The sequence below is a fragment of the Chryseobacterium defluvii genome (assembly GCF_014204415.1).
Lineage (GTDB): Bacteria > Bacteroidota > Bacteroidia > Flavobacteriales > Weeksellaceae > Chryseobacterium > Chryseobacterium defluvii_A.
Genome location: NZ_JACHLE010000001.1, coordinates 394,933 through 419,269, shown reverse-complemented (window position 1 = coordinate 419,269; position 24,337 = coordinate 394,933). Strand labels below are relative to the sequence as shown.

Annotated in this window: 26 protein-coding genes; 11 read left to right on the top strand and 15 right to left on the bottom strand. The window is 38.7% G+C overall.

The window, feature by feature from the left end:
• Positions 1 to 35: 35 nt before the first annotated feature.
• The 8 genes from HNP38_RS01825 (at position 36) to HNP38_RS01790 (ending at position 7,103) form a co-directional block, all read left to right on the top strand.
• Complete coding sequence (locus tag HNP38_RS01825) at positions 36 to 650, top strand: anthranilate synthase component II (protein WP_184183540.1); 615 nt, start codon at positions 36 to 38, stop codon at positions 648 to 650.
• Positions 651 to 691: 41 nt separating this feature from the next.
• A complete protein-coding gene (gene trpD / locus HNP38_RS01820; RefSeq protein ID WP_184183537.1) occupies positions 692 to 1,678 on the top strand; it encodes an anthranilate phosphoribosyltransferase in 987 nt (328 codons plus the stop codon).
• Positions 1,679 to 1,720: 42 nt separating this feature from the next.
• Positions 1,721 to 2,500, top strand: a complete 780-nt coding sequence (gene trpC / locus HNP38_RS01815; RefSeq protein ID WP_184187501.1) for an indole-3-glycerol phosphate synthase TrpC — start codon at positions 1,721 to 1,723, stop codon at positions 2,498 to 2,500.
• Between the two features lie 7 nt (positions 2,501 to 2,507).
• Positions 2,508 to 3,161 carry a phosphoribosylanthranilate isomerase gene (locus tag HNP38_RS01810; protein ID WP_184183535.1) on the top strand — a complete coding sequence of 218 codons (654 nt, stop codon included), beginning with the start codon at positions 2,508 to 2,510 and terminating at the stop codon, positions 3,159 to 3,161.
• Between the two features lie 146 nt (positions 3,162 to 3,307).
• The gene (trpB, locus tag HNP38_RS01805; protein WP_184183532.1) at positions 3,308 to 4,492 is read left to right on the top strand and encodes a tryptophan synthase subunit beta; all 1,185 of its coding nucleotides are present in this window, start codon (positions 3,308 to 3,310) and stop codon (positions 4,490 to 4,492) included.
• Between the two features lie 65 nt (positions 4,493 to 4,557).
• Complete coding sequence (gene trpA / locus HNP38_RS01800; RefSeq protein WP_184183529.1) at positions 4,558 to 5,292, top strand: tryptophan synthase subunit alpha; 735 nt, start codon at positions 4,558 to 4,560, stop codon at positions 5,290 to 5,292.
• Between the two features lie 19 nt (positions 5,293 to 5,311).
• On the top strand, positions 5,312 to 6,040 hold the full coding sequence (gene lipB, locus HNP38_RS01795) for a lipoyl(octanoyl) transferase LipB (protein ID WP_184183526.1): 729 nt from the start codon (positions 5,312 to 5,314) through the stop codon (positions 6,038 to 6,040).
• A gap of 22 nt (positions 6,041 to 6,062) precedes the next feature.
• Complete coding sequence (locus HNP38_RS01790) at positions 6,063 to 7,103, top strand: serine hydrolase domain-containing protein (protein WP_184183523.1); 1,041 nt, start codon at positions 6,063 to 6,065, stop codon at positions 7,101 to 7,103.
• 121 nt (positions 7,104 to 7,224) lie between these two features.
• Here HNP38_RS01790 and HNP38_RS01785 read toward each other — a convergent pair whose 3' ends face one another.
• The 9 genes from HNP38_RS01785 to HNP38_RS01745 form a co-directional block, all read right to left on the bottom strand.
• Positions 7,225 to 7,842, bottom strand: a complete 618-nt coding sequence (locus tag HNP38_RS01785; protein ID WP_184183520.1) for a peptide deformylase — start codon at positions 7,840 to 7,842, stop codon at positions 7,225 to 7,227.
• 243 nt (positions 7,843 to 8,085) lie between these two features.
• Positions 8,086 to 8,958 carry a ChaN family lipoprotein gene (locus tag HNP38_RS01780; RefSeq protein ID WP_184187498.1) on the bottom strand — a complete coding sequence of 291 codons (873 nt, stop codon included), beginning with the start codon at positions 8,956 to 8,958 and terminating at the stop codon, positions 8,086 to 8,088.
• Positions 8,959 to 9,118: 160 nt separating this feature from the next.
• The gene (locus HNP38_RS01775; RefSeq protein WP_184183519.1) at positions 9,119 to 10,147 is read right to left on the bottom strand and encodes a hemin-degrading factor; all 1,029 of its coding nucleotides are present in this window, start codon (positions 10,145 to 10,147) and stop codon (positions 9,119 to 9,121) included.
• A 6-nt stretch (positions 10,148 to 10,153) separates the two neighbouring features.
• Positions 10,154 to 10,804: a class I SAM-dependent methyltransferase gene (locus HNP38_RS01770; protein ID WP_184183517.1), complete on the bottom strand. Its 651-nt coding sequence runs from the start codon at positions 10,802 to 10,804 to the stop codon at positions 10,154 to 10,156.
• Between the two features lie 2 nt (positions 10,805 to 10,806).
• Positions 10,807 to 11,580 (bottom strand): heme ABC transporter ATP-binding protein, encoded by a 774-nt coding sequence (locus tag HNP38_RS01765; RefSeq protein ID WP_184183515.1) that lies wholly within the window; start codon positions 11,578 to 11,580, stop codon positions 10,807 to 10,809.
• The gene (locus tag HNP38_RS01760) at positions 11,580 to 12,620 is read right to left on the bottom strand and encodes a FecCD family ABC transporter permease (protein WP_184183513.1); all 1,041 of its coding nucleotides are present in this window, start codon (positions 12,618 to 12,620) and stop codon (positions 11,580 to 11,582) included. The genes HNP38_RS01765 and HNP38_RS01760 overlap by 1 nt, the downstream gene beginning before the upstream one ends.
• Entirely contained in the window at positions 12,604 to 13,482 is an 879-nt protein-coding gene (locus HNP38_RS01755) for a hemin ABC transporter substrate-binding protein (RefSeq protein ID WP_184183511.1), read from the bottom strand. The genes HNP38_RS01760 and HNP38_RS01755 overlap by 17 nt, the downstream gene beginning before the upstream one ends.
• A gap of 19 nt (positions 13,483 to 13,501) precedes the next feature.
• Positions 13,502 to 14,587 carry an HmuY family protein gene (locus HNP38_RS01750; RefSeq protein WP_184183509.1) on the bottom strand — a complete coding sequence of 362 codons (1,086 nt, stop codon included), beginning with the start codon at positions 14,585 to 14,587 and terminating at the stop codon, positions 13,502 to 13,504.
• Positions 14,588 to 14,597: 10 nt separating this feature from the next.
• The gene (locus tag HNP38_RS01745) at positions 14,598 to 16,727 is read right to left on the bottom strand and encodes a TonB-dependent receptor plug domain-containing protein (protein ID WP_184183506.1); all 2,130 of its coding nucleotides are present in this window, start codon (positions 16,725 to 16,727) and stop codon (positions 14,598 to 14,600) included.
• A gap of 97 nt (positions 16,728 to 16,824) precedes the next feature.
• Between HNP38_RS01745 and HNP38_RS01740 the strand changes: the two genes are divergently transcribed.
• On the top strand, positions 16,825 to 17,619 hold the full coding sequence (locus HNP38_RS01740) for a T9SS type A sorting domain-containing protein (protein WP_184183504.1): 795 nt from the start codon (positions 16,825 to 16,827) through the stop codon (positions 17,617 to 17,619).
• Between the two features lie 149 nt (positions 17,620 to 17,768).
• Here HNP38_RS01740 and HNP38_RS01735 read toward each other — a convergent pair whose 3' ends face one another.
• From HNP38_RS01735 to HNP38_RS01710, 6 genes are all read right to left on the bottom strand, one after another.
• Entirely contained in the window at positions 17,769 to 18,059 is a 291-nt protein-coding gene (locus HNP38_RS01735) for a putative quinol monooxygenase (protein WP_184183501.1), read from the bottom strand.
• A gap of 87 nt (positions 18,060 to 18,146) precedes the next feature.
• Positions 18,147 to 19,034 (bottom strand): sulfite exporter TauE/SafE family protein, encoded by an 888-nt coding sequence (locus tag HNP38_RS01730; protein WP_184183498.1) that lies wholly within the window; start codon positions 19,032 to 19,034, stop codon positions 18,147 to 18,149.
• 1 nt (position 19,035) lies between these two features.
• Entirely contained in the window at positions 19,036 to 20,277 is a 1,242-nt protein-coding gene (locus tag HNP38_RS01725) for a sulfate adenylyltransferase subunit 1 (protein WP_184183495.1), read from the bottom strand.
• 110 nt (positions 20,278 to 20,387) lie between these two features.
• The gene (gene cysD / locus HNP38_RS01720) at positions 20,388 to 21,296 is read right to left on the bottom strand and encodes a sulfate adenylyltransferase subunit CysD (protein WP_184183492.1); all 909 of its coding nucleotides are present in this window, start codon (positions 21,294 to 21,296) and stop codon (positions 20,388 to 20,390) included.
• Between the two features lie 30 nt (positions 21,297 to 21,326).
• Positions 21,327 to 22,016 (bottom strand): phosphoadenylyl-sulfate reductase, encoded by a 690-nt coding sequence (locus tag HNP38_RS01715; protein ID WP_184183489.1) that lies wholly within the window; start codon positions 22,014 to 22,016, stop codon positions 21,327 to 21,329.
• Between the two features lie 88 nt (positions 22,017 to 22,104).
• On the bottom strand, positions 22,105 to 22,512 hold the full coding sequence (locus HNP38_RS01710; protein WP_184183486.1) for an RrF2 family transcriptional regulator: 408 nt from the start codon (positions 22,510 to 22,512) through the stop codon (positions 22,105 to 22,107).
• Between the two features lie 546 nt (positions 22,513 to 23,058).
• On the opposite strand from HNP38_RS01710, the gene HNP38_RS01705 reads away from it, so the two are divergent.
• Positions 23,059 to 23,487, top strand: coding sequence for a DUF4268 domain-containing protein (locus HNP38_RS01705; protein ID WP_184183483.1), 429 nt, complete (start codon positions 23,059 to 23,061; stop codon positions 23,485 to 23,487).
• Positions 23,488 to 23,525: 38 nt separating this feature from the next.
• Positions 23,526 to 24,173 carry a hypothetical protein gene (locus tag HNP38_RS01700; protein WP_184183480.1) on the top strand — a complete coding sequence of 216 codons (648 nt, stop codon included), beginning with the start codon at positions 23,526 to 23,528 and terminating at the stop codon, positions 24,171 to 24,173.
• Positions 24,174 to 24,337 lie beyond the last annotated feature (164 nt).

The window sequence follows — 24,337 nt, the reverse complement described above, 5'->3', positions numbered from 1 at the left end:
ATTTAACTAATGAACAATAATCTAAAATGAAAGAAATGAACAATAGCAAAATACAACCAATTCAAAATTTAAAACCTGAAACCAAAGTTCTTGTTTTTGACAATTACGATAGTTTCACCTATAACCTTGTTCAGATCATAGAAAGAGTTCTGAATGAAAAGGTAGATGTTTTCCGTAATGATGAGATTTCCTTAAAGGAAATTGGCAAATATGATAAAATTGTACTTTCCCCCGGTCCCGGAATTCCTGAGGAAGCCGGAATTTTGCTTGATCTCATCAAAGAATATGCATCTACCAAGAGTATTCTGGGAGTTTGCTTGGGCCAGCAGGCCATTGCAGAAGCTTTCGGAGGAAGCCTGATCAATCTTTCCGAAATCTTTCATGGTGTTGCCACTACTGCGGAGCTGGTAAAAAAAGACACCAAGCTTTTCAGAAACCTGTCTTCAGGACTGGAAGTCGGGAGATACCACAGCTGGGCCGTAAACCCTGACAGCTTCCCGGAAGAATTGGAAATAACAGCTGTTGATAATGACGGGATGATCATGGCACTGCAACATAAAACATACGATGTGCATGGTGTTCAGTTCCATCCTGAAAGTATTCTGACTCCGGACGGAGAGATCATTATTAAAAATTTCCTTTTGAATTGATTGCTTATAATATTCCCTCAACCGTAATAAAATCTCCACAAATGAAAGAAATATTACAATACCTGTTCAATCATCATACGCTGTCAAAATCTGAGGCCAAAGCGATAATGATTGAGATTGCTCAAAATAAATTTAATGGCATAGAGGTCACAGCCTTTATCAGTGTATTTCTGATGCGCAACATTACACTGAAAGAATTGGAAGGTTTCAGAGAAGCCTTATTGCAAATGGCCGTTCCCGTAACCTTAGAAACAGATGATTCAATAGACATTGTGGGAACAGGTGGAGACGGAAAAAACACCATTAACATTTCAACTCTGTCAAGTTTTGTGGTTGCCGGCGCAGGGCAAAAGGTAACAAAACATGGTAATTATGGTGCTTCTACCCATACAGGATCTTCAAACGTCATGGAAGAGATCGGTTATATATTCAAAACGGATTCCGACATGCTCAATAAAGATCTGGAAAAAGCCAACATCTGTTTTTTACATGCCCCCTATTTTCATCCTGCCCTGCAGTCTGTAGGTACCCTGAGAAGATCTTTAGGCCTAAGAACTTTTTTCAATTTACTGGGGCCTTTGGTAAATCCTGCAAAACCCCGATTTTCCATGATAGGCGTATACAATATGGAAATTGCTAGGATCTACCAGTATTTGTTGCAGAAGGATGAAAGAGAATTTATTTTGGTTCACAGTATGGACGGCTATGATGAGATAAGCCTGACCCATGATACCAAGATCATCACAAAAAGCGGAGAAGATATCTACTCTACAGAAGATCTGGGCTTTGACTCCATCGGCCCGGAAAGTATAAAAGCGGGAGAAACCACCCATGAAACAGCAAAAATTTTCAGGAATATTTTACTTGGAAACGGCACAAAACAACAAAACTCCGTGATTTTAGCCAACGCTGCAGTTGCTCTTTACCATACGAATAAATTCGGCAGTTATGATGATTGCCTTTTACTGGCACAGGACAGCCTTGAAAGCGGAAAAGCGTTCAGGTGTCTTCAGCTCCTGTTAGAATAGTTATGAATTATAAATTATGAATGCTGAGATTAATGGAATATGATGACCATATTAGATAAGATCATAGAAAGAAAAAAAGAAGAAATTATCGCTTCAAAATCAAGAATATCTGTCGAAGGATTAAAAAGTTCTGAATTTTTTGAAAGAAAAAACTTTTCCTTAAAAAAATCCATACAGGAGAAAAGCGGAATTATTGCGGAATTTAAACGGCAATCCCCGTCAAAAGGAATCATTAATTACAAAGCTGAACCTTTGGAAGTGGTCTCTGCATACGAAAATTTTGGAGCAAGCGGGGTTTCTGTTCTTACTGACAAGGATTTTTTCGGAGGTTCATTTGATGATATTCTGAATGTCCGGAAGTATATTAACATTCCCGTCCTTCGTAAAGATTTTATGATCGATGAATACCAGTTTTATGAAGCCAAAAGTATTGGAGCAGATGTTGTATTACTTATTGCTTCATGCCTCTCTCCTTCCCAGGTCAAAGATTTCACTGCTCTTTCTCATGAATTGGGAATGGAGGTTTTACTGGAAATTCACACCGAAGAAGAGTTAGACCATTACAATCGGGATATCGATCTGGTAGGAATCAACAACAGAAACCTGAAAGATTTTAAAGTTGATCTTCAACATTCCGTACAACTGAAAGATCAGCTTCCGGAAAATGCATTGTCAGTTGCTGAAAGCGGAATTTATAATGTTGAAGATTTCAATTACCTGAAAGAAAAAGGATTTGACGGTTTTTTAATGGGAGAATATTTTATGAAAAATGAAAATCCGGCTCAGACATTTGAAAAGTTTATTTTAAACTTAACAACATAAAATTATAATGAACTTGAGGCCAAAGCTCAAAGTCTGTGGATTGACACAGCCTGATCAAATCCATGAACTCATCTATATGAATATTGATTTCTTAGGATTCATTTTTTATGAGAAATCCCCGAGATACGTATTAAACCATCTGACTTTAGAAGATATCTCAAAGATCGGCCATCGGGGAAAAACAGGGGTATTTGTTAATAAAAGCATAGAAAAAGTAGCAGAAACAGCAGAAAAATCGGGATTGAATTTTATCCAGCTTCATGGAGATGAGGATGAAATATACATTTCAAAATTAAAAGAAAAATTGAATCCCAGGATTGGAATTATTAAAGCTATCCGAATAGGTAATCAAGAGACAGGAACAGAAAATAAAATACAGCAAGCCACCAGCCAGCTTTTATCAGCTGTCAATTACTTTCTCTTTGATACTGATTCAAAGGCATTTGGGGGAACAGGAAAACAATTTGACTGGAATATATTGAATGATATTGAACTTCCGCTACCCTACTTTTTAAGCGGCGGGATTTCGGAAGATAATATAGATAAAATAGGAATTTTAAATCAAAACCCTTTTGCCCTGGATATTAATTCAAAGTTTGAAACTGAACCCGGAATTAAAGATCTGGAAAAAATAAAAGCTTTTAAAGGTAAACTCCAGTAAAGATAAGCTGCTTAAAATATTGAAAAAACATAAAATTCAATATGATGAAAAATATTTGTGGGATTAAATAGACCATATAGCGGGACTAAGTCTTTCAATTTATTAAATCGTCCCTTCGGGGCTCTCTATCAACAAAAAATATGAATATGAATTATAAAAATCCTGATGAGAATGGATATTATGGAGAATTCGGAGGAGCTTTCATTCCGGAAATGCTTTATCCTAATGTGGAAGAATTACAGAAAAATTATATTGAGATCATAGAATCAGAAGATTTTCAGAAAGAATATCAGGATCTGCTTAAAAATTATGTAGGCAGGGCTACTCCACTTTACTACTCCAAAAATTTAAGCCATAAATACAAAACCAACATCTATTTGAAAAGAGAAGACCTCAATCATACAGGAGCTCACAAGATCAATAATGCTTTGGGACAGGTTTTGCTGGCAAAACGCCTGGGAAAGACGAGGATCATTGCCGAGACAGGTGCAGGACAACATGGTGTGGCCACCGCTACGGCCTGTGCCTTACTGGGGCTGGAATGTATTGTGTATATGGGTGAGGTTGATATCCGGAGGCAAGCCCCTAATGTAGCAAGGATGAAAATGCTGGGTGCAAAAGTGGTTGCAGCGACTTCAGGTTCAAAAACTTTGAAAGATGCCGTTAATGAAGCATTAAGAGACTGGATCAACAATCCCGTAACCACCCATTATGTGATCGGAAGTGTGGTAGGTCCGCATCCGTTCCCGGATCTGGTGGCAAGGTTTCAGAGCATCATTTCCAAAGAGATCAAAGAGCAGCTTAAAGAACAAACTGGCAGGGAAAATCCGGATTATGTGATTGCATGTGTAGGCGGCGGAAGTAATGCAGCGGGCACATTTTATCATTTTGTCGATGAAGAAGAAGTGAAAATCATTGCAGCTGAGGCCGGGGGTTTAGGAGTTGATTCCGGAAAATCGGCGGCTACTACTTTTTTAGGAACCTTAGGGGTACTGCATGGAAGTAAAAGCCTCGTGATGCAGACCAATGACGGTCAGGTCATAGAACCCCATTCTATTTCCGCAGGCCTGGATTATCCCGGAATAGGCCCTTTTCACGCCCATTTATTCAAAGAAAAACGTGCAGAATTTTTCAGTATTAATGATGATGAAGCTTTAGCGTCTGCTTTTGAACTGACAAAACTGGAAGGTATCATTCCCGCCTTGGAAAGTGCCCATGCTCTGGCGATTTTAGACAAAAAGAAATTCAATGAAAATGATATTGTGGTCATTTGCCTCAGTGGACGCGGGGATAAGGATATGGAAACATATCTGAAAAGTTATAAGTTATGAGTTATTAGTCTCTGTCTGTGTTTACCAAAATTCTCTAACTTCTAATTTCTAACTTCTAATAAAAAATGAAAAAACTCAACATATACTTCACAGCTGGAATTCCACAGCTGGAAGATACTACCGAAATTATAAAACTCATTCAGGATTCCGGGGCTGATATGATGGAAATCGGAATGCCTTATTCTGATCCTGTAGCGGATGGCCCTGTCATTCAGCAGGCCCACGAACTGGCCCTGAAAAACGGAATGACGATTGCAAAACTTTTTTCGCAACTTAAATCTATCAAAAACGAAATAAGGATACCGGTTATTTTAATGGGTTATATTAATCCTGTCCTGAGTTTCGGATTTGAGAATTTCTGCAGGGAATGTTCCGAAAGCGGGGTTTCGGGGCTCATCATTCCTGACCTTCCTCCCATTGAATTTGAAAAAAATTATAAAGAAATTTTAAAAAAATATCGTCTTAATTTTACTTTTCTGGTAACTCCTGAAACCTCTGATGAAAGGATTCTGTATCTGGATTCCCTGAGTTCAGGATTCCTGTATGCGGTGAGTTCGTCATCTACCACAGGAAAAGAAAATGCAGTCTTAAAAAATGAGGATTATCTTACAAAACTAGCTACTCTTTCATTAAAAAATCCTGTAATGATCGGTTTCGGGATCAGGTCTAAACAGGATTTCGAAAATGTAACGGAGAAAGCCGATGGCGGGATCATAGGAACTGCCTTTGTAGATATTTTATTACAAAATAAAGACTGGAGAAAGAATGCCATAGATTTTCTCAATTCCATACAAGGGTAAAATTCACTAAATTTGTAGTATGAATACCAATCTGAATAAAGTAGTAGAATTTGAAGACCTGGGTATAAAAGAATATCAGCCCGCATGGGATTATCAGGAAAAACTGATGAAAGATATCATTGATACCAAGATTAAAAACCGTGACCTTCCCGCCGAACAGCACCTTATTACTCCCAACCACCTGCTTTTTGTGGAACACCCTCATGTGTATACATTAGGAAAAAGTGGGCATGAAGAAAATATGCTGGCGGGAATTGACAAATTAAAAGAAATAGATGCCACTTTTGTGAAGACCAACCGCGGCGGGGATATTACCTATCACGGATATGGGCAGATTGTGGGATATCCCGTTCTGGATCTGGAAAATTTCTTTACGGATATTCATCTTTATATGAGAAACCTAGAAGAAGTGATCATCAGGACTATTGGTGAGTATGGGCTAAACGGTGAGCGTTCCCAAGGAGAAACAGGGGTCTGGCTGGATGTGGGAAAACCTTATGCCAGAAAGATCTGTGCAATGGGAGTAAAGGCGTCCCGCTGGGTAACTTTACATGGTTTTGCCCTGAATGTGAATACGGATATGCGGTATTTTGAATACATCATCCCATGTGGCATCAAAGACAAACAGGTGACCTCATTAAAAAGGGAGCTGGAAAGGGAACTTACCCCTGAGGAAATGGAAGATGTGAAAGCAAAGATCAGAAAGCATTTTGTAGATGTTTTCGGAGCAGAGATCATAAACAGGTAATTAAAGATAGCTATTAAAAAATATGAAATTCATTTCCGGGTTATTGTATACCCTTCTTATACTTTTTTCAGTATCCTGTTTTAACGGTCAAAGCAAAGATAATTATACCAGTAAAATTGATAGTCTCATAAAAGTTAAAACTCCCAGGACATTTAATGGTGTTGTTGTAATTACTAAAGACGGCAAAAGCAAATATTCAAAAGCATATGGCTTTAAAAACAGTCAGACCAAAATTCCTTTAAATGTTGATGATCAGTTTGAGATCATGTCAAATACCAAACAGATCACCTCTGTTTTGATCTTAAAAGAAGTCGAAAAAGGAAAAATAGATCTACAGTCATCCATAAAAAAATATTTACCGTTTTTAAGCCAAACATGGGCAGATACGGTTACCGTTCACCAGTTACTGAATCACACCCACGGGATTGAAGCTATTGAAAAACCTCTGCTGTTTACACCCGGTTCGGAATTTAAATATGGAAACCTGTCCAATATTCTTTTGGGGAAAATACTGGAAAATGTTTCCGGGAAAACCTATACGCAGTTAGCCAATGAATTGTTCCGCCAACTCAATATGAGAGATACGTTTTGTTATTCAAAAGATAACCGCAGGAATCTTGTATCAGGCCATATGAGCAATAACAGCCATTTTACCGTTGTTGAAAATTCTTTTATTAACGATGAAAATATGCCTGCTGACGGAGTGGTCACCACTGCAAAAGACCTGGTGATATGGAACAGCAAATTGCATAAAGGAAAAATTCTAAAGCCAAGAACTTATGCATTAATGACAACCTCATCGGTATTATCACAGCATGACGTATTCGGGAAGGAGAAAATGGGCTATGGTTATAACATCAGAATTGTAAAAGATCCGAGGGCTGAGTATTTAGGCCATAGTGGATTGGGAGACGGCTTCGCTTCTTTAAATATCTATATTCCCAAAGATGATGTCAGCATTATCGTTCTGGAAAATCAGATGAATGAAAATAGTGACCTGTATTACTATTTTGAAACAAAGATCAAAGATATCATCCTGAACAGCAATCTGGTAAAAAACTGATAAATTTGTTAAATATTGAAAGTCCTGATATTTTAACTACATTTAAATGAGGCCAAACAATCTGTTTATCATGCTAGAAGCATCTCTACATGACTTGACAGATATATACAATCACCTAATTTTATTTCAGCTTTTCAAAAGCATCCACTTTCTGATAAGCATCTCCTTTTTCTTTTTCTTTCTTATCAGAGATCAGGATCCCGAAAAGATGGTCGATCTCATGCTGAAAGATCACAGCCGTAAAACCTTCCACAATCTCCGAATGCTTCTTCCCTTTCAGATCCACATATTCCAGATGGATCACTTTGCTTCTGTAAAACTGGTCCCTGAAATCAGGAATAGATAAGTCTCCTTCCGGCCCCAGATTCAGGATCTCCGACCTCCATACGATCACTGGATTGATAAAATACTCCAAAGGCTCGCCTTCTTTGTCAAAACGCTGAACCCAGATCACTTTTCTGTTGATCCCCACCTGCGGAGCGGCAATCCCCACTCCCCCGTCTGTGGAAAGCAGCGACAGTTTCATCCTTTTTACCAGGGTTTCCGTATGTGGATCTAGCGGATCGATTTCTGTGGAAAGGCTCAATAATGTTTTATGCTGGTCGGCATCAGTTGTCTGGTAAATGGATAAGGCAGAATCCGAACTCCCTCGGTTAATGATCGAAAGCTCATCTGAATTCAGTTTCTGGGCATTGATCAACCCAACAAAAAGGAATAAAAGGCAGGATAAATTTTTCATTCTAATTCTTTCTAAAGCAAAGATAGATATTGTAATTTATTCCTTTTTCATTTCACCGGAAATATGATGAAGTGGTTCGATGAAAATCTACCTCGACTATAGATTGATGCTTTATCGGGATTCTCTGTTTTGTTTTTTGCTCTCGCAGATTTGGCAGATTACGCAGATCTTTCTTAAGCTGTTTTATTCTGTGAAAATCTGTGTGATCTGCCGAATCTGTGAGAATAAAATAGTTTTAAATAATTAAAAGGTCTTTGTCATATCCGCCGGAATGATCAGGTTAAAATCTGTCGGGATATATTCTTTTTCAGGGATCTTCAGTTCCGGATCTTCTGTTTCAAAAACCGAGATCACGGCCATTTTCAGGTTGGGATTTTTCTGTTTAATGTACCAGTAAATTCCCCCGAACTCTTTGCTGTGATAGTTACCATTATAATGAATAAAGGTTTTCCCGGACTGCAAGTTTTTCAGGATAGATTCTGCCATGGTAGCATCTTTCACTGCCTGTGCAGAAATGAAGTTCATTACCTTTGTTCCTTCCGCGTGATCTCCCATCATGGTCTTCATTTCTTTATAGCCGGGCGTATCCAGAGTGACTTTTATGGGTAACTGAGCAATATAGGTTTTCTCTTTTTCACCTAGTTTATTTAAGGATTCCAACCCTTCTTTTGCTGTTTGTGAAGCATATCTTCTCGGAATATTGGTCGCAATGAAATTCAGTTTTTTATTTTTTGCAAAATCCACCAGAGGTTTATAATCCGTAGAGTAATTGTTCCACAACCGGGCCGAATCTTTCAATGTTTTGGCATCAAATTTCCCATTCAAATACTGATCCAGCTGAGACTGGTTGTCTCTTTCAAACATTTCGGCACCTAAGATGATCTGCCTCTTTTTCTTTTCATACAACCCTTCCGTTACTTTTAGCTGAAGCCAGTGATTGATGGAACTGTTATGATTTTCACCAAAGAAGACCACATCATATTCAGCCAGCTCTTTGATCAGCTTATCGGTTTTAATCGTTTTTCCTTTCTGATCATAAAACTGATAGGCTTTAAAGTCCTGAGCATTAAGAGTACAAAAAAATCCAAGCAATATTGCTATGAAAATATTTTTCATTTTTATCTTTATCATGATTTATAAAAATACTATTAAAAAATGGTAACCACAAAAGCTAAATCGCAAATTTGCCTTTTAGCCTTTTTACTTTTTAGCCATAAAATAAAAGACCGCCTTGAATTATAAAAAACAAAACGGCCCTCCTCAAATCATCTAACTATTATTTCTCTAATTCTGCTACAAGGTCTTTCCATTCCTGTAATTCAGGAATTCCCGGTTTTCTTTTTCCAAAGAACTGAACAATGAAATCCCCTTCTTTATTAAAGACTTCAACTGCTGTCACTTCCCCGTCTTCAGTAGGTTTTTTCACGATCCAGGCTTCTGCTATTTTCGTTACATCAAGGTGCAGGTTAAAATCCGGGTCCATTACGTTGAACCACTGCTGATGCCAAAGTGTTTTCTTCACATTTCCGGTATGGATCTGGATAATCCCTCTGTTCCCTACAAATACCATGATCGGAAGGTTCTTTTCAGAGGCATCTTCCAGAACATTGACTACTTTGGAGTTTTCTATTTTTTTCGCAAAACCTTCCGGAGCCAACCTCAAAGCCTGGGTTCTGCTTACCCCGAATTTTCTGGTCATCATGAAGAACTCATGCGTATCTTTTAATTCTTTCCATGCTTTTTGAAAGCCTTCCACATCGATCTCAGAATCCGGTTTTTCTTCAGGTTTCGCAGCAACTGCTTCAAATTCAAAGGTCTGATTCTGGTCTTCCGCTTTATATTTTTCAGCAATAGTATCAAAAGCTGCTGCATTGCTGTCTTTGGTCAAGTAGATCTTATGAAGAGCCAGTCCGTCTTTTCCAAAGAACTGAAAGCTTTTCTTGTCTCCTTCCACTACTGCAAAAGCAGATTTCCATGAGTTCAGGAAAATCCTGAGGTCAATATCTTCTCCTACGAAAAGCTGTGCATGAGGGCTGCTGAAATCTCCGTTCAGATACGTTCCTTTTCTTTCATGTACGCACTCATCATTACGTGTAAGAGCCATCACTTTTCCCAATTGCTCAACTTCTGACAGGATATTTTGAAACTCAGGCTTCAAAACGGTCACCCCTTCCCCGATGTTGGTCACTAATAACTCAGCTTCACTTACACCTAATTGTGCAGCAGCGTTTCTTATTCTCAGGTGTGGATTTTCTGCTTTAAGAGCTTCCCATTTTTCTTTCAGGTCGTTAACTAATGTGCTCATTATATTTTATTTTTTTATGGTTAAAACTGTATATTTTCTTTGTATGATTTCGTTGTCTGTCTTGCTTTGGATCTCTTCTTCTTTTTCGGATATTTTCATTCTTTTGAAATGGCTTTTGGAGATCAGCTCTTCCATTTCGCTGTTGCTGTACAATGTGAAATTATATTCCGTAAAAGGTAATTTCTCCATGAATTCCTTTTGTCCGAAGGTAAGAACGAAGGTTCCGCTGTCTTTCAGTACTCTGTAGATCTCATGTAAGAATTCTGCCGGATCTTCCCAGAAATACACTGTATTTACCGTGAATATCTTGTCAAAAGTCTTATTTTCAAAAGGAAATTTCTTTCCTTCATATAATACAAAATCAGCCTGATCTTCAAATTCTTTGTTTAATCTTCCGGCTTCATGATGCATGGTTTCCGAAATGTCGATACCAGTATATCTGATGCCTTTGGCTTTATTCAGAATGCTTTTCAGATGTCCGGCGTTTCCGTGACCTATTTCAAGAATGTGTTCTTCATCTTCTATGAGGAGTGACTGAATGCTTTCCAAAGTCATTCCTATATTGTTGGCATTCATCATTTCGCCGATCTCAATTCCTTTTTCTCCCTGCGGATTGGCAAGGTTCTGAGCAAGGATTTTTAATTCGTCTTTTTCCATGGTTATCCGAAAATGATCATTGGGTTATTATTAATGGGGTGCGGGCAGATAGTGCAGGGAAAACTATATGCATCACTGATATTGTCAATAGTGAAAACATCCTGTGGTGTCCCGTACGCTGACACTTTTCCGGATTTCATCAATAAGATCTTGTCTGCAAACTGGGCTGCCAGATTAAGATCGTGCAGGACAACAATAGCACTGTTGGCTTTTTTGGTAAAGTTTTTAATGATTTCCAAAGCCTTGTACTGATGCTTAATATCCAGATTGTTCAATGGTTCATCCAGAAAAACCAGCTTATAGGCAATTTCATTCTGTAGCTGGGCCATTACTCTGGAAAGATGTACACGCTGCTTTTCTCCGCCCGACAGGGTATTATATTCCCTGTCTTTCAGGTGGAAAATATCGGTGTCGTACATCATGTTATTCATTGCCTCATAGTCTTCTTTTCCCGGCTGTGCGTCGAAATACGGGTACCTGCCCATCATAACAACATCTTTTACCTCAAGAGGAATATCATTGCTGTTATGTTGTGAAAATTTAGCCTTATGTCTGGACAATTCCCTGACTTCCCATTCATGGATGGGTTTATTTTTAAATAAAATCTTTTGTTTTCCGACTTTTATTTCATTGGCCAGAACACTCAGCAGGCTTGATTTTCCCGCTCCGTTCGGGCCGACAATGGCCAGAAATTCACCATATTCCAAAGAGACATCCACGCCGTCCAGAATATGAAATTCCTTATGTGCATATTTGATCTGATGTGCCTTTATCATTATAATGCTCTTTTATATTTAACGAGGATGGCAATAAAGATCGGGCCTCCCATCAGAGCGGTAAGAATACCGATCGGCAATTCTGAAGGCTCTACAATGCTTCTGCTGAAGGTATCTGCAGTCAACAGCAAAATACTTCCGCAAACGGCCGACAACGGCAGGATAAAAGCATAATCGGATTTGAACAGAAGCCTTAAGATATAAGGTACAATAAGACCTACAAAACCAATTGTCCCGGCAAATGCCACACAGGTTCCCACCATTAATGCTGTGATGATAATGATCTGCTTCTTTAGCCTTTCAACATTGATCCCTAAATGCTGTGCATCTTTTTCTCCCAGCATCATGGCGTTCAGCGCTTTTCCCTGTGGCAGCAAAATGATGTAGGAAATGATCATAACCACCGTTAAAACAATATTTTTTGTCCATGTTGCTGCAGCTAAACTTCCTAAATTCCAGAAGGTAAGGTCTCTCAACTGCTCGTCTTTTGAAATATAGATCAAAAAACCGGTGATCGAAAACCCTATAGCTGTTATGGCAACCCCTGTCAACAGCATCATGACCACATTGGTCTTTCCTCCACTTGTAGAGATCCTGTACACCAGCATCATAGACAGGAAAGCTCCCAGAAAAGCTGAGAAACTGACCAGCGAGAACTGCACCATTTCAGGAAGATATTCTTTGAAATGTCCTCCCAAGACAATGGCAATAGCCGCCAGCAATGTGGCTCCGGAAGTTAGTCCGATCAGGTCTCCTGTTGCCAGAGGATTTTTGAAAAGCCCCTGAAGCCCGGTTCCTGAAACAGACAGCATACTCCCGATTAAAATAGCCATGATGATCCTTGCTGCCCGTACATCCCAAATCACATATTTGTCACTTAAGGATAAGCCCGGATCGCCTTTTATAAATTGCCACAGGATCCTGAAAGGGGAAGTTCCTCCAAAGTCATATACTCCTGTGTTAAGTGCCAGTACTGCTATAATAACAAGCAATACGGCACTCAGGGTAAAATAAAAATATAGTTTACTTTGTGTTTTCAATTAACAGTTTGTTTAATCCTACTGCTGCCTCTCCTACTCTTGGCCCGAAACCTGATACCAGGCCTCCGTCCATAGCGATGATTTTTTTATTCTTTCCTGCATTAGTTTGGGAAACACCCGGCATTTTAAGAACTCCTTCGCTTCCTCCTGCTCCCTGTAGTCCGCTGGTGAAAAAGAATAAGACATCCGGGTTAGCTTTTACTACCGCTTCAGGGGTCAAAGGTTTGAAATCTTCAAAATCATTTGCTGCATTTTCTCCGCCGGCAATGCTTATTAATTTTTCCATCGGGGTATTTTTTCCGGCCACCATCATCATGTTTCCTCTGGCATAGATGAATAATACTTTCGGTTTTTTAGCGATAGGCTGGATCTGTTTCAGATCGGCATCAATCTTATCGATCAGTTTCTGATAGTCTGTATTGCCTACAGCTTTTGCCACATCTGTGATCAGTTTTTTCGTTCCTTCTACAGAATATTCCTGTTTGAAGACCTCAGCTTTGATGCCTGAAGATTTAATTTTCCCCAGTAACTCAGGGTTGATATCTTTTTCGGAAGCCAGGATCAGGGTCGGGCTTACGGCCATGATCGGCTCAATGGTCATGGATCTTACATGCCCCAGGTCTTTGGCTGTAGCTTTCAGTGTTTCAGGATAGGTGCTGGTAACATCGGTTCCCACGATCTCTTTTTCGTGTCCTAAAGCACTTACGATCTCTGTAATTCCACCACTAAGGGTAACGATTTTATTATTGGATTTTGGGGCTTCCGAAGCTGCCTCCGTTGTATTTTCTTTTTTGGCATTTTCTTCTTTTTTGCATGAGTACACTGCTAAAAGAACGGATGCTACTAAAACGAATTTTTTCATGATATACTATATTTGATTTTTATAAAGGTTTATATTCGAACTGCGGCCTTCCACGTTCTCCTGCCGTACTGGTCAGCCTGGTGAATCTCAGCTTAAAATAGTATCCTTCGGCATCTTTGACGATATAGAAGCGGTCTCCATAGACTTCAAGGCCGTTTACTCCCACAGGATTTCTCCAGTTGGAACCGATCACACGCTGATCGTTATAAACAAATTTAGACTGGTCGATATCTGAAGCTTTAAAATTATTATAAGCTTCCACTCCGGATGCCGGCGCTGCGATTTTCACTTCATAAGCCCCTGCACCTCCCAGATTATTATTGGTCACAAAGTCTGCGTAAATATAACTTCCTGCCCCGGTAATGGTATTGGTAAATACGGTGAAGCAGATATCCCATTTCTTTTTCTCAGGCTGAACCAGCACTTCTTTATTGTTTTTTAAGCTGACAAAAGTATAATTATAGGCAGGGTTCTTGGCAATTATCAGTTCTTTATGGCTGGTCGCATTCAGCTCTGCATATTTCACTTTATACCCGTCTCCTGATCTTACCACCTGTACTTTCATCCATCCTCTTAAATCTCCACCGGTTGATACGGATCCTGTAGGTACAGTCCCTGTAAAGATCTCTCTTCCCATGTTCACAAGGTAGACCGCATTTTCGGAATCGGTGGCCTTAATCTCCCCAATTGCTGTATAACCTACAGGAACATCTCCTTTCACATCGTCTATATATGCAACATTTGCCGGGTTGAAATTAGCAACCTGAACCTCATCCATTAATGTTGTTACATCAGTTTCCTTTACCAGATCGATATTAACAGCACCCGGGATTTTTCCAGCAGCCATCATGATCGATGAGTTTAAAATTACTTTAAATGCGCTTCCGGAATAGAAGGCAAGATCCCAATCTGTTCTCTTCGTAATAATTTCAGTATTGGTACCTAAATCAAACCAAACCTGGTTAGGTTCCGTGGCACCGCCTACATCAGGATTCACAACTGCACCGTCTGTAGGAGTTACCGCAACAGGATCTTCATTATCATTGATACATGACTGAGAAATAAAAGAAGCTCCTATTAAAAGGCAAAATAGTATTTTCTTCATGTTTAAATTTTTAAAAGTTATAATTTAATCTGGCAAAATAACTTCTGCCATAGAATAGATTTTGTTCACCGGCCGCTGCGTTATGCCCATCTCCGGCAACTATAGTATTCTTTACGGTGGTAACATCAAAAATGTTCTTAATACCAAGACTTAATTCCAGATGATTGTTAAAGAACGGCTGGCTCACCGTAAAATTCAGCATATTGAAGTCTCCTATTTCTCCCAGAACATATTCTCCCCGATCCATAGGGTCCTGTGCATTGCTTCTGTGGGTGTATCTTTTCTGTTTTCCCGTATATTTGTAGTACAATGCGAAAAGCGTTTTTGAAGGCAATGTATAATTGGCCGCCAGATTAGCTTCTGCATAATAGTTAAAATCATCCGGCGAATAAATATTACCTGTGTTCAGCACCTGGGAAATTCCCATTACAGAAACCCCGGCATTAACTGCCAGATCTCCTTTACGGATATTAAGACCTCCTCCAAACAATATGGATTTATAATTATCTACATTAAGATAGGTGAATTTTAAAGGACTGTTACTGATGATCACACTTTCTATCCTGTCATTCACATCGAGGTACATACCTGAAAAACTAAAATTGAATTTCCAGCTGCCTGATGATGTGGTATTATAATCCCAGAATACTCCTGTAGAATACCCTGTTTCAGGTTTAAGGTTCTCATTTCCCTGGATATCGTGGTTATTGTCTACCATATAGGCATAGAGTTCTTCATAGGCCGGGAATCTGTTGGCGGTACCAAATACCAGACGAAGATCTGATTTCTGTGATATTTTGAATCTTGTTGTTGTGGAATAATTATATTGGGAATCGAACTTATCACTTAAAGCCATCCTCACCCCCGGGCGAAAAGACAGCCAGTCAGTCACATTCCATTCTGCAGACAGGAAGTTGGCATAGCTGAATATGGATCTTTCAAGATCGTTTCCACCGAATAGCCCTGTTCTTGAGCTTGCAAATCCCTTGGTCCTGTCCAGCTCGTAACCGATCTGGAAGTTGATCTTATCACTGTTTAAAAAGTTGCTGAACATTCCTCTGGAGTATAATACATCGGATTTGTAGTACAATTGTTCGGCAGCTCGTGATACTTCCTGCCTGTTCGGAACATCATACTGATAATCTTCATATTTTCTTTCCTGGGTCTGGTAAGAAAAATCCCCGCTATAATTGATCCTTTGCCCTAATTTTGTCTGAATATTGAACTGGTGGATCCATCTTTTGGTACTGTAATCCCTGTCGTTGGCAATATAAGTCCTGTTCCCGCCACCCAGATAGAGCTCTTCAACCAGCGGATTATAATAATTCACTTTCTCTGTAAGGAAGTTTGCCTTATAGAAAAAGCTCGTGTTGTTTTTGCTGTAACGGATAATGCCGTTCGTCGTCAATTGGTCTTTCGGCTGCCAGTCGTAGCCTCGTAAGCCGTCATTATTTTCACTGAAGTGCTTGTAGCCCTGTAATCTGCCTTTATACCCCTGGAAATCATTATGATTAATATCTGCTGAAACAGACCAGTGATCATTGATCCTATATCCTAAATTCAGGAACTGTATATGGCGGCCGTTTCCTTTTTTGAACCAGTCATAGTCCTTATTCACCGTTTCCTCCTGTACGGAAGCCTGTGCCGTGAATTTTTTGCGGTAATTCTTTTTGGTAATAATATTGATAACTCCTGCAAGAGCATTATTCCCGTATTCTACGCCCATTGCTCCTTTTACCACCTCGATGCGTTCAATATTATTAACATTGATCTTGGTAAGGTCTACCAGGTTTCCCATTCCCTGATCACTCACCACCGGAATATTGTCGATAAGAATCTTGGTATATTCCCCGCTAAGACCCATAATACTTGCATTGGAATCCCCGGAGCCTTTATTCGGTTCTATTAAGATATTAAGATTCTGATTAAGAACTTCTGCTACGTTCGTAACAGCCATATTTTTGATCTGTTGCGCATCAATAACCTCTACCCTGTAAATGGATTTATTGATGGATTGCTGTGTAAATTGTCCCGTGATGACAACTTCTTCTATTTTTTTCTGATCCAGAGAATCTTTTTCCTGTGCATTTATCCAAATAATAGTGGATAATAAGAGAACGGAAAGCACTTTCTTCTTCATAGCCGTAAAAAAATTTTTGACAAATATAAAACTTTATTTAGAATAGTTAAAAATAAATTATTAGTTTTGTAGAATAATTCTAAATAAAAATAACGTTATGAAGTTGAAACTACTTTTGGGAACTTTATTGTTTTCTGCTGCTACAGCCCAAGCACAGCTGGCTACAATCAATGAAAATTTCGATTCATTTACTACGGGAACGGCCACTGCCTGGCCTCAAAATAACTGGTCAAAGGTACAAAGCGGAGCGGGACCGTGGGTATATGCTGACGGGACGACAGATAAACATGTACAGTATTATAGTTTTATGTCCAGTAATACAGCCGCTTATCTTATTTCTCCACAAATAGTGGCTCCTGATGGTACTAAAACATTAACCTATAAATCTTCTCTGACTGCAGGATCTGCTGCGGGCTCAACGGGTACTGTGCAGGTTGGCCTGGTAAATGGTGTGACTGCCGGTGATATGGCTTCATTTACACCTGTTGGAAGTATTAATAATTTAACTTCTGCAGAAACCACATATTCAATCACTATACCATCATCTTCTCAGCAATATATTGCTTTCAGGATTATAGGAAGCATTCAGCACACTGCTATTCAGATAGATGACGTAACATATGCAGCTTCATCTTTAGCGGTTTCAGACAATGTAAAATCTTCAGACCGTGATATCAAATTTGCTGTAAATACAGAAAATACAGAACTTCTGTTTGTCACTAAAAAAGAGGTGAAAAATATCCAGGTGTATGCCGCTAACGGACAAAAAGCTGCGGAAGGAAAATTAAATAATCAGAGATTTGATATCAGCCAGTTACAGACAGGAGTGTATTATATGATCGTTGAAACCCTTGACGGTTCTGTAACCAAAACCAAATTCATTAAGAGGTAAGATCCAAATCTTGCATTAATATTGTAATACTTTCTATTTTTTCTAATAAAAAGGCAGTTTCGGAATAGTGAAACTGCCTTTTGCATGGTAAATTGTCTAATAGGCTTTTACCCTATTCTTTAATAAATCGCCCGTCCGGGGGCTCTATATTAATATATTTTAAATCCTTTATAAACCTCGGTAGTGTTTTCCATCATTCTGGAGGCATCCCTACGGAAATTTAAAAGGTGGTCCTGCCCGATATGTCTGTTATGATGGTCTACACTTTCCCATAATTCGATCAGGAAAAATGTTCCTTTATTGTCTTTATCTTCTATGAGATCATACTGAAGGCATCCTTCTTCTTTTCTTGTTTCCTTTACCAGATTCTGAAAAAGTTCAACCGCTTCCATCAGATAGTTTTCATTAAACTTAAAAAGCGCAATGATATGTAAATTCATGTTTCGTTTTTAGGGTGTAAAAGTAAAATATTTTCACTGCCGAAATTCTTTTTACGTTCTTAAGTTTTCCACAATACATGAAGATTTTTAATTGAAAACTGATTTATAAATGGTTATGCAGCTCATGGCAATCACCAGGATCCCAATGATCAGGAACATATTTTTTACGGGCAGCTTCGCCGTAAGCATGGCAGAAAACGGAGCGGTAATGATTCCCCCTATCAAAAGGCCGAGAATGATATTCCAGTGCTGAATCCCCAGAGTGAAAATAAAAGTAATAGCCGCAGTAATGGTAAGAATAAATTTAGCAACAGTGGAGCTTCCCACGGCAAATCTAGGAGTAAAAGAATTTTTGATCAGAGTCCCGGTCACCAGCGGGCCCCATCCTCCTCCGGCAAATGAATCTATAAATCCTCCAATCACTCCTAACCTCGTTAAATTTGTTTTTCGTTTGAGTGACCTGTCCTGTTTTTTCTTAAATGCATTGGACAAGATCTGGATTCCCAAATATAAAGTATAAACAGCAATAATGGCTTTTGTGGCTTTTGCGTAATATTCTCCCACATAGGTAAGACATAAAGCTCCAATAATCGCACCAATAATAGCCGGAATAGCCAGTTTTTTCACCAGGCTTTTGCTTACATTTTTAAGCCTGATATGACTTATACTGCCTGCTGCCGTAGTAAAGCTTTCCGCAGAATGAATGCTTGCACTTACAATATGCGGCGGGATATTCAGGAACAAAAGTGTGGTGGTACAGATCACCCCATATCCCATTCCCATGGATCCGGCTACAATCTCAGCTAAAAAACCTACCAGAAGCATCCAGTAGAAAATATGATCGTCTTTCGCTAAAATGGTCAAAAGCTCATCCAGATAGCCAAGCTCATACATTGACAGGACTACCGTCAATAAGATGGCAACAGTTATAAAGAATACATTGAGCCTTATCTGGATTTTTCTGGAGATCACCATACTATATAATCATTATAGCTCCCACAGTAGAATTGCTCGTCTCATCAATTAAAACGGCATTTCCCATAACACTGCTTTCATCAAAACTGTCAAAAACCAAAGGTGAGGAAGTTTTCAGTCTAAGCTTTACTACTTCATTAAGCTTTATGCTTTCGGAAACCGGAGCTTTTTCTAAGGTATTAACGTCAATTTTATAATCAATTTCTTTCACAATAGCTTTTAAGACCTTACTTTTATGCTGAATGAAATATTTATTACCTTCATTCAGTTCTTTTTTATCCAGCCAGCAGACTATGGCTTCTATTTCATTTTCTACCTTCGGGAGCTGATCGGTCTGTACTAAAAAATCTCCGCGGCTAATATCTACATCATCTTCAACATGCAGTACGGCAGGCTGATTGGCAAAAACAAGATCAACTTCTTTTCCGCCGGTCTCTATTTTTGAAATTTTCGTCCGAATGTTCTGTGGAAGTACGGTAACGTCATCTCCTGTTTTATAAACCCCTGAAATCACTTCGCCCGCATATCCCCTGTAATCGTGCAGCTCATCGGTCTGTGGACGTATAACATACTGGACCTGAAATCTGGAACTATTAACATTTTCAGCATCATTGATCTTAACATTTTCCAAAAAGTCCAAAAGTGCCGGACCTTCGTACCACGGCATATTCCCGGATACCTCTACAATATTGTCACCATGAAAAGCAGAGATCGGGAAATAATTTACATTTTCCAGTCCCAATTTCTGAGCAACCAACTGATATTGTGCTCTGATATCGTTAAAGATCTCTTCGGAATGATTTACCAGATCCATTTTGTTGACTGCCACCACCACATTTTTCATTTTCAGCAGTGAGGCTATGATAGAATGCCTTCTCGTCTGTTCAATAACGCCCTGCCGTGCATCGATAAGGATAATGATCAGTTGGGAATTGGACGCTCCCGTGATCATATTCCGGGTGTATTGGATATGTCCCGGAGCATCAGCGATAATGAATTTTCTTTTCGGTGTTGAAAAATACCTGTAGGCTACATCAATGGTAATTCCCTGTTCTCTTTCAGCCCTTAGTCCGTCGGTTAAAATGGCAAGGTCTATCCCGTCCTCATTTTTATTTTTGGATTGTTTCTCCAATGCTTCAAGCTGATCGATCAGTATATTTTTACTGTCATATAAAAGCCTCCCAATGAGGGTGCTTTTACCGTCGTCTACGCTTCCTGCTGTTATGAATCTTAATATGTCCACCTTATTTTAGTTATGAATTATAAATTATGAGTAATGAGTGATAGGTAATGAGTAATATATTATACTTTCAAATGATTCCTTATTAATCATTACTCATTGCTTATTACTTATTAAAAGTAGCCTCCTTTTTTTCTGTCTTCCATTGCGGCTTCGGTAACTTTATCATCAATCCGGGTTTCTCCGCGTTCGGAGATCCTGGAAGCAGTAATTTCATTCACTACTTCGTCCAGTGTTTCTGCCGGGCTCTCAACTGCTGCGGTACAGGTCATATCCCCGACAGTTCTGTAGCGCACTTTTTTGTTGATGATCCTATCATTTTCATCGATCTGAATAAAATCCGATACGGCGATCAGCTGCCCGTCATACTCAATAACATCCCTGTCATGAGCAAAATAAATGGAAGGAAGCTGAATATTCTCTTTCCGGATGTAATTCCAGACATCCAGTTCCGTCCAGTTGGATATGGGAAAAACTCTCACATTTTCCCCTTTGCTGATTTTTCCGTTATAAATATTCCATAATTCGGGACGCTGTAACTTGGGATCCCATTGCCCGAACTCGTCACGCACGGAGAAAAAACGTTCCTTCGCCCTTGCTTTTTCCTCATCCCTTCTGGCCCCACCAATACAAGCATCAAACTTGAATTCCTCAATAGTATCCAATAAAGTATGGGTTTGGAGCCAGTTCCGGGAAGCGAACTTACCTTTAGGCTCCGTTAAATTCTTTTCCCTGATCGTGTCTTCTACTTTTCTTACGACCAGTTCTGCACCTATGCTTTCTGCAAGATCATCCCTGAATTGCAATGCTTCCGGGAAATTGTGCCCGGTATCAATATGTACCAAAGGAAAAGGGATCTTCATCGGCGCAAATGCTTTTTTAGCCAGATGAACCAATGTAATGGAATCCTTCCCGCCGCTGAAAAGCAATGCAGGTTTTTCAAACTGGGCAGCCACTTCACGCATAATGTAAATGCTTTCCGCCTCTAACTGTTCCAGATAGTCTAATTTATAGGTACTCATTATAATTACTTGAAAGGTTTATTGATTAGTTTAAGTATGCAGACCGCATTCTTTATGTGAGTTTTCCCACCACCAGCGTCCTGCTCTTGGATTTTCGCCTTTTTCGGTTGCCCTTGTACAGGGTTGGCAGCCTACACTGATGAATCCTCTTTTATGCAGGGACAATTCCTGAACTTTATTGTGTTCAAGATAATCCAGGACATCCTGATAGGTCCAGTGAATCAAAGGATTGTATTTATATAGCTGCCTGCTTTCGTCCCACTCTATTACAGGCATATTTTCACGGTTTTCAGACTGTTCTGCACGAAGACCCGTGATCCATACTTTTGCGTGTTCCAATGCACGATTCAATGGTTTTACTTTCCGGATACGGCAGCATTCTTTCCTGTTCTCTACGGAATGGTAAAAGGCATTGATCCCTTTTTCATTCACATATTTCTCTACGTCAGCAACTTCCGGGAAATATACTTCGGTTTTGATCTTATATCTTGAATTGTTCCTGGAAAGCAGTTCATAATGTTCATAAAAAAGCCTTCCTGTATCCAATGTGAAAACTTTTACCGGCAACCGTTTAGTAAAGATCATATCCGTGATCACCTGGTCTTCCTGGCCAAGTGATGTGGAAAAAACAATTCCTTCAGGGAATTTTGAAGAGATCAGTTTCAGCCCATCCTCTGCTGAAAGTTGTTTCAATATATCTGCATCTTCTTTTGAGATCATAATTATCCGTTTGAAGTACTGCAAATATCTAATAAAAATATTATCCTACCAAACAAGTAGACTAATAATTCAAAAAAAAGGATTTCGATCAGTCGATCAAATCCAGCAAAGTTTTTTTCTCCAGAATATTTAAGGAAGCATCCCGAACCTCGATCAATACATCATGAAGACCACAATGATCTTCGTTGCAATCTTGACATTTTTCATAGAAATTCAGGCTTACACATGGGAGAAGCGCGATTGGCCCGTTCACAAGCCGGATGATTTTTGCCAGTTTCACATTTTCGGGGTTTTCTTTAAAGAAGTATCCGCCACCCTTTCCTTTTTTACTGTCGAGGATATCTGCTTTTTTAAGCTCAAGCAGAATATTTTCTAAAAATTTTAAAGGAATTTTTTTGTATTCTGCAATTTCGGAAATAAGGATAGGACCTTCATTCCTTTTTTCTACAAGGTATGAAAGTGCTTTAAAGGCATATTGAGATTTTTTCGACAGCATTACAGCAAAAATACTAAAATTGTTTGAAATCTGAGATACTGAAAAATTAATCGCAAAAGGATTAATGATTATTTAGCTCCCGTGGATTGTACAGATTATGCAGATTTTTGAGGAATGTGCCAGATGAATAATTCTAAGACTTTACAATTTTCGAAATTGCCATCTTGAGCAGGGCGAAAGATCTTGAAGGATAGTCGAGATTCCTACGGAATGACAAAATTTATGTGAAAAACATGAAATTAGAGGTTAATTATTTACTCTTATTAAAATATTTTAAAAACTGTTTTGTAAGAGCCTTGATCATAATTCATTTTCTTGCTCCCGCTGATTGTGCAGATTACGCATTTTTTCAAGTTTTATAGTTTTCAAATTTGTCTTTCTGAATATAAGCGAATGTAGGTCAGAAGTGGAATAAAGAATCTCTATATAGAACTGGTAAAAATATTAAAAGGCAGTAGAGAAAAGACAAATTAGCGATTTTACTCTTTAACGATTTCGCAATTTTACAGTTTTGCTATTTCACCTTTAAATCATTAAGTTTGTTTTATGTTCAGCAAACAGGAAGCACAGCAGTTAAAAAAAGAGTTTTGGACGGCTTTCGGGAAGTCTTTTCCGAGAAAATGGATCTTGTATGATACGAAGGTAAGGGATTTTTCTTTTAAGTTTTATGCAGATAACAAAAAGGCGGAAGTTTCCCTGGATATAGAAATGAAGGATGAGATCTTTCGGAATGCTTATTATGAAAAGATATGGTCTCTGGAGGATATCCTGAAAGACTTTATCGGGGATTTCCAGAAAGAGGAATATTTTGAGCTGGAAAACGGCAAAGTCATTAGCAGGATCTGGATAGAAAAGCATGGAGTTTCTATTTTCAATAAGAATACATGGCAGGAGATTTTTGAGATTTTTGTGGAGAAAATGGATGGCTTTGAGAGGTTTTATTATGAGTATGAGGATTTTATAAAGGATGTATAATGGTTCATTAACCAATAATTTAAAAAATAATCAGCTTCATGGATAAAGAAACAGTCCGATATATCATCAACTATTTCTCCCACCTATTAACGAGTGATGAGAAAATGGCTATTAAATACTCATCATCACTCTACAAGCTTGAATACTCACCAAACATCAACACAAAAAATCTTGAAAAAATCTACAAAAAAAGAGGCTGGCTAAATTCTGACCAAACAGTTTTGGAATTACTTAAAGGTGGCTATGAAAATTTTGAACTGCTTGTGGCTAATAGAATTTTAAGCCAAGATCATGACAAAATATTCTTCAATACCTGTCCAAAATGTAATAAACTGGCAAGGACACACTATGCAAGACAATGTATATATTGTACATATAATTGGCACAGCATAGTGGTTGCCCAATTTAAACTTAACAGCTGTTTTCAATTAACTGGAAGAAAGTTTTTTATTTTGGGTGAAATAACAGAAGGAGAAATTAAACAAGGCCAGTATATGGATCTGACAATGTTGGGATTAAATAAAAAGCCAAAAATTGAATCCATTGAACTTGCATTTAAACAACAGGACGGAAAAGCATGGGAAGATATAGCATTGGTAACAAATGAGCTGACAGAAGAAGATATGATATATTTGAAAAACATTGGTTCCTATAGAGCAATATTTAATATAGTGAATGAACAATAATAAAAAGGTCATTTCTCTTGTAGTTTATTGCAATGCCATCTTTGAAGGTCTTCGAATATAGTTCATGAAGAATCTTGAGTAATGATTTAGATTCCTACGGAATGACAAAGCTAATGCACTGATGAAGCTGGCTTCAGAAAATCAATTTATTGATGAGAAACCTT

What these genes read in the sequence shown, in the direction of transcription:
- HNP38_RS01825 (WP_184183540.1), top strand. Translation starts at nt 36, where the DNA reads ATGAACAATAGCAAAATACAACCAATTCAAAATTTAAAACCTGAAACC.
- trpD (WP_184183537.1), top strand. Translation starts at nt 692, where the DNA reads ATGAAAGAAATATTACAATACCTGTTCAATCATCATACGCTGTCAAAA.
- trpC (WP_184187501.1), top strand. Translation starts at nt 1,721, where the DNA reads ATGACCATATTAGATAAGATCATAGAAAGAAAAAAAGAAGAAATTATC.
- HNP38_RS01810 (WP_184183535.1), top strand. Translation starts at nt 2,508, where the DNA reads ATGAACTTGAGGCCAAAGCTCAAAGTCTGTGGATTGACACAGCCTGAT.
- trpB (WP_184183532.1), top strand. Translation starts at nt 3,308, where the DNA reads ATGAATTATAAAAATCCTGATGAGAATGGATATTATGGAGAATTCGGA.
- trpA (WP_184183529.1), top strand. Translation starts at nt 4,558, where the DNA reads ATGAAAAAACTCAACATATACTTCACAGCTGGAATTCCACAGCTGGAA.
- lipB (WP_184183526.1), top strand. Translation starts at nt 5,312, where the DNA reads ATGAATACCAATCTGAATAAAGTAGTAGAATTTGAAGACCTGGGTATA.
- HNP38_RS01790 (WP_184183523.1), top strand. Translation starts at nt 6,063, where the DNA reads ATGAAATTCATTTCCGGGTTATTGTATACCCTTCTTATACTTTTTTCA.
- HNP38_RS01785 (WP_184183520.1), bottom strand. Translation starts at nt 7,842, where the DNA reads ATGAAAAATTTATCCTGCCTTTTATTCCTTTTTGTTGGGTTGATCAAT.
- HNP38_RS01780 (WP_184187498.1), bottom strand. Translation starts at nt 8,958, where the DNA reads ATGAAAAATATTTTCATAGCAATATTGCTTGGATTTTTTTGTACTCTT.
- HNP38_RS01775 (WP_184183519.1), bottom strand. Translation starts at nt 10,147, where the DNA reads ATGAGCACATTAGTTAACGACCTGAAAGAAAAATGGGAAGCTCTTAAA.
- HNP38_RS01770 (WP_184183517.1), bottom strand. Translation starts at nt 10,804, where the DNA reads ATGGAAAAAGACGAATTAAAAATCCTTGCTCAGAACCTTGCCAATCCG.
- HNP38_RS01765 (WP_184183515.1), bottom strand. Translation starts at nt 11,580, where the DNA reads ATGATAAAGGCACATCAGATCAAATATGCACATAAGGAATTTCATATT.
- HNP38_RS01755 (WP_184183511.1), bottom strand. Translation starts at nt 13,482, where the DNA reads ATGAAAAAATTCGTTTTAGTAGCATCCGTTCTTTTAGCAGTGTACTCA.
- HNP38_RS01750 (WP_184183509.1), bottom strand. Translation starts at nt 14,587, where the DNA reads ATGAAGAAAATACTATTTTGCCTTTTAATAGGAGCTTCTTTTATTTCT.
- HNP38_RS01745 (WP_184183506.1), bottom strand. Translation starts at nt 16,727, where the DNA reads ATGAAGAAGAAAGTGCTTTCCGTTCTCTTATTATCCACTATTATTTGG.
- HNP38_RS01740 (WP_184183504.1), top strand. Translation starts at nt 16,825, where the DNA reads ATGAAGTTGAAACTACTTTTGGGAACTTTATTGTTTTCTGCTGCTACA.
- HNP38_RS01735 (WP_184183501.1), bottom strand. Translation starts at nt 18,059, where the DNA reads ATGAATTTACATATCATTGCGCTTTTTAAGTTTAATGAAAACTATCTG.
- HNP38_RS01730 (WP_184183498.1), bottom strand. Translation starts at nt 19,034, where the DNA reads ATGGTGATCTCCAGAAAAATCCAGATAAGGCTCAATGTATTCTTTATA.
- cysD (WP_184183492.1), bottom strand. Translation starts at nt 21,296, where the DNA reads ATGAGTACCTATAAATTAGACTATCTGGAACAGTTAGAGGCGGAAAGC.
- HNP38_RS01715 (WP_184183489.1), bottom strand. Translation starts at nt 22,016, where the DNA reads ATGATCTCAAAAGAAGATGCAGATATATTGAAACAACTTTCAGCAGAG.
- HNP38_RS01710 (WP_184183486.1), bottom strand. Translation starts at nt 22,512, where the DNA reads ATGCTGTCGAAAAAATCTCAATATGCCTTTAAAGCACTTTCATACCTT.
- HNP38_RS01705 (WP_184183483.1), top strand. Translation starts at nt 23,059, where the DNA reads ATGTTCAGCAAACAGGAAGCACAGCAGTTAAAAAAAGAGTTTTGGACG.
- HNP38_RS01700 (WP_184183480.1), top strand. Translation starts at nt 23,526, where the DNA reads ATGGATAAAGAAACAGTCCGATATATCATCAACTATTTCTCCCACCTA.